The sequence below is a fragment of the Trebonia sp. genome, assembly GCF_049794275.1.
Lineage (GTDB): Bacteria > Actinomycetota > Actinomycetes > Streptosporangiales > Streptosporangiaceae > Trebonia.
In genome coordinates, this window is the sequence record NZ_JBARCR010001031.1 from 1 (window position 1) to 3,756 (window position 3,756).

Consider the following 3,756-nt stretch of genomic DNA (forward strand, 5'->3'; position numbering starts at 1 on the left):
CACGATCTGCATACGACCGTCAGCGGGGTTCAGTCCGCGATCGCGCTTGAGGCGCTGGTGTCGGCGGCGTTCATCCTGATCGGCAGCAAGGTGGGCGATCTGATCGGGCGCAAGCGCGCGTACGTGCTGGGCCTGCTCGGCTACGCGATCGGCGCCCTTGCCATGGCTTTGGCGCAGGGCCTGACCACGGTCATCGTCTTCTGGGCGATCGTGGGCGGGCTCGGCGCATCGCTGCTGCTGCCGGCGATGCAGTCACTCATCCACGGCAACTTTCAGGGCGCGGCGCAACGGCAGGCTTATGCGCTGGTCGGAGCCGCGGCCGCGATCGCCGCCGCCGTCGGCCCGCTGCTCGGAGGGTTCATCACGACCTACCTGTCGTGGCGGATCGCGTTTTTGCTTGAGGACGTCATCATCGCGGTCGTGCTGTCGGGCATCAGGCTGATCCATGACGTGGAATACACCGGATCGCGGCGCGTGGACGTAGTGGGTGCCGTCCTGTCCGTCCTGGGCATGGGCGGCATCGTCCTGGGCATCCTCGTGTGGCAAGAAGGCGGTGAGGCGGTAGGCCTGCTGCTGGCGCTCGGGGCGGTCTCGCTCGGGGCCCTGGCGTGGTGGCTGGTGCGGCGCAAGCGTGCGGGAAAGGCGGTGTTGCTGGACCCGGACCTGTTCAAGGCCAAGCTGTTCAGGTTCGGGGTCTCCGGGCAGCTGCTACAGCAGATCGGTCTGGGCGGCACGATGATCGCGCTGCCGATCTACCTGCAGATCGTGCTCGAGTACAGCGCGATGGGAGCAGGCCTGTCCATCGCCCCGCTCTCCCTGAGCATGTTCGCGGTGGCCCTGCTCGCCGGCAGAAGAGGGGGGAAGCGGCGTCCGGCGAGCCTCATCCGGGCGGGGTTCGCGCTGTTCACGATCGGGATAGTCGTCGTGGAGCCGATCGTGCCCCGGGCGACTTCAGGCTGGTACCTGGTGGTGCCGTTGATGATCGCCGGATCGGGGCTGGGCCTGCTAGTCTCCCAGCTCAACAACTACACGCTGGCCCCGATCTCGGAGGAACGCGTCAGCGAGGCGGCCGGGGTGAACTCGGCGGGAGGGTCGTTCGGCCTGTCGTTCGGGCTGGCGTTCGCCGGCGCCATCTTGCTGGCGGTGCTGTCCGTCAGCTTCACCAGCATGGCCCAGTCGAGCACCGTGCTTTCCGGGGCCGAGCAGCAGCAGGTGGCCAAGGTCCTGGAGCATGACGCCGAAGTCGTCAGCAACACCCAGCTCGAGAAGCAGCTTGCCGGCCAGCCGCAGAAGACGCAGGACGAGATCATCAAGATCAACACCCAGGCAAGGCACCTCGCCCTTCAGGTGGCGCTGCTGATACCCATCCTCGCTGGTCTGGCCGGGCTGCTCATCTCGTTCCGCATGATGCGCCTGCCAGACCCCCAGCAATCGGGCTCCGGCGAACAGATGGCCTTGGGCTGACTCGCCCGGTTTCTCAGGCGTCCCTGGTCATCATTCGCCATGCGCCGAGGATCGTCCAGAATGCCAGCCAGGCGAGGATGACGCAGACGGCCTGGGTGGCCGACTCGGGCAGCAGTGCCTGCGCGGCGCCGGGGCGCCCGACGCCCCCGGTTACCCCCGGCAGCGCGGCTGCCATCGGCAGCCCGGAGGGTTCCAGGTGCGCTACGGCCAGCCCGACGAGTGAGCGTTGCAGGTCCTGCAGATGCGGGATGCTGATCGCGGAAAGGATCGGCGTCAGGATTATCTGGAACACGATCAGCAAGATCACTGGGACGGTTCGCTGCCCCATGAGCGAGGCGAGCCCGAGTCCGACGATGAATACGACGGCCGCCTGAAGCTCGATCCACAGCCCGGCCTCGATCATGAGCGAGTTCGGCGGGTAGCGGGAAATCGCGGTGTAGCCGGGGTAGTCGTTCTTGGCGATCTTGATGGCCAGGGCTTCCACCGCGGCGGGCGCTGCCTGGCCGGGAGTGACCGCTGACTTCGACCAGGGAGGCGGGCCGGGGCACGCGACATTCCCCGGAACCGGCCCGTTGCCGAGAGAGCAGATGATCGGCTCGGCGTGGTCCCGGGCCCAGTGCTCGAAGCCGGCGCGGGACAGACCGGGAGGTATGTTCACGTTCGAGTCATCGATAAAGGCCGGGGCGGCAAAGACACATACCGCGCAGACGATCGTGTAGCCGATCGCGACCAGCGGCACGACGATCGCCAATCCGGCGGGGATCCTGGCTAGGTACAGCGCCAGCCGGGACCGGCCGGTGACGACCAGGTGCCGGAACATTCCTTCGGTGAGGTCACGCGATCCCGCCGTGCAGCCCGCCGTGGTGGCGACGATGAAGCCGAAGGTGGGCAGGAAGCCGGCGGCCAGCACCACGAAGATCATGGAGCCGCCAGCGGGTGGGTTGGCGTACGGTGCGAACGCATGGGCGAGCAGGCGAATGAGGAGGAAGACTGCCGGGAGACCGATATTCATCACGATGAGGGCGATCATGAGGCCGCGTCGTTTGCGCAGCTCCATGATTCTGGTGGCGATCATGCCGGCGGTAGGAATCGGAGATCCCCGGCGGTCGCGGGAGTGACCGGCGGGCGCCATCTGGAGTGCCTGGTCTGCGCCGCGGGCGGGCAGGGTTGTCATTCCGGATCTCCTACTCTGCTCGTGACTCGCAGGAACCACGATTCGAGCGAGGTCTGGACCGGCTGGAGCCGGTAGACAGAAGTTCCGCCTGCGACGAGAACGCGGTTGATCTCGGCGATCACGTCGCGACCCGTGCCCGCGGGCAGCGTGATCTCCAGTCCCAGCACCGATGGCACGGCCTCGACGCGGGCACCGAGGGTGATGCCCGCGAGCAGGGCGCAGGCCCGGCCGGGTTCGGAGCATTCGACCTGAAGCGCGAGCGGCGCCCCCGCCAGCAGCTCGGAGATCGGTCCCTGCTGGATGATGCTGCCGTGATCCACGATGGCGACAGCGTCACAGGTCCGCTCCACCTCGTCGAGGAGGTGGGAGGACAACACGACGGTGCGGCCCTCGGCCACCATCGAAAGGATCATGTCACGCATCGCAGCCATTCCGGCCGGGTCGAGCCCGTTCATCGGCTCGTCCAGAAGGAGCAGCTGTGGGTCTCCCAGCAGGCACGCGGCGACCCCCAGCCGCTGGCGCATCCCCATCGAGTACTCGAAGACCCGGTCGTCGGCGCGGTGGGCTAGGCCGACGCGCTCCAGTGCCGGCCCGATGCGGTCCCGCGCGGCCGGTTCGCGTGCCGCGGCGAGCAGCCGCAAATTCTGCCTGCCCGTGAGATGGCAGTGGAACCGGGGTTCGTCGACGATGGCGCCAACGCGAGCGAGCGCCGCGTCGCGATGCTGCGGGACCGGGTATCCGAGCAGGGACATCGTGCCAGCATCAGCGCGGGTCAATCCCAGCAGCACCCGGATGAGCGTGGTCTTGCCGGCGCCGTTGGGGCCGAGGTAGCCGAACGCCGATCCCCGGGGGACCAGGAGCTCAACACTGTTCACGGCAATATTCGCCCCGAAACGCTTGGTGAGACCGTGTGTCTCCACGGCCCAGCGGTTCTCGGCGGCCAGCTTGCCGGGGGCGCGCGGGACAGCCGTTGTGATCATCCGATGAACATCCCCATTACGCCTCACTCCAGCGGTTGTGCGGGCGCGGGACTGTTACGCTGCACGAGCGCTAACTCTACTCATGTAGCAGTAACCGTCAACCACCGAGCAAACCGCGGTCCTAGCGGTCCCGGGGGC

Annotated in this window: 3 protein-coding genes; 1 reads left to right on the forward strand and 2 read right to left on the reverse strand. The window is 67.5% G+C overall.

Going from position 1 to position 3,756, the window contains the following annotated elements; translation table 11 throughout:
• On the forward strand, positions 1–1,464 hold a 1,464-nt coding region (locus tag WA805_RS25875; protein ID WP_425243650.1), incomplete at its 5' end, for an MFS transporter.
• Between the two features lie 13 nt (positions 1,465–1,477).
• Here the strand turns inward: WA805_RS25875 and WA805_RS25880 are convergent.
• Together WA805_RS25880 and WA805_RS25885 are read right to left on the reverse strand one after the other, a co-directional pair.
• On the reverse strand, positions 1,478–2,638 hold the full coding sequence (locus WA805_RS25880; protein ID WP_425243651.1) for a hypothetical protein: 1,161 nt from the start codon (positions 2,636–2,638) through the stop codon (positions 1,478–1,480).
• Positions 2,635–3,618, reverse strand: coding sequence for an ABC transporter ATP-binding protein (locus tag WA805_RS25885; RefSeq protein WP_425243652.1), 984 nt, complete (start codon positions 3,616–3,618; stop codon positions 2,635–2,637). Before WA805_RS25885 ends, WA805_RS25880 begins: the two co-directional genes overlap by 4 nt.
• Positions 3,619–3,756 lie beyond the last annotated feature (138 nt).

Bases quoted from the DNA above. Each gene is read 5' to 3' on its own strand.
- WA805_RS25880 (WP_425243651.1), bottom strand. From the start codon at position 2,638: ATGACAACCCTGCCCGCCCGCGGCGCAGACCAGGCACTCCAGATGGCG.
- WA805_RS25885 (WP_425243652.1), bottom strand. From the start codon at position 3,618: ATGATCACAACGGCTGTCCCGCGCGCCCCCGGCAAGCTGGCCGCCGAG.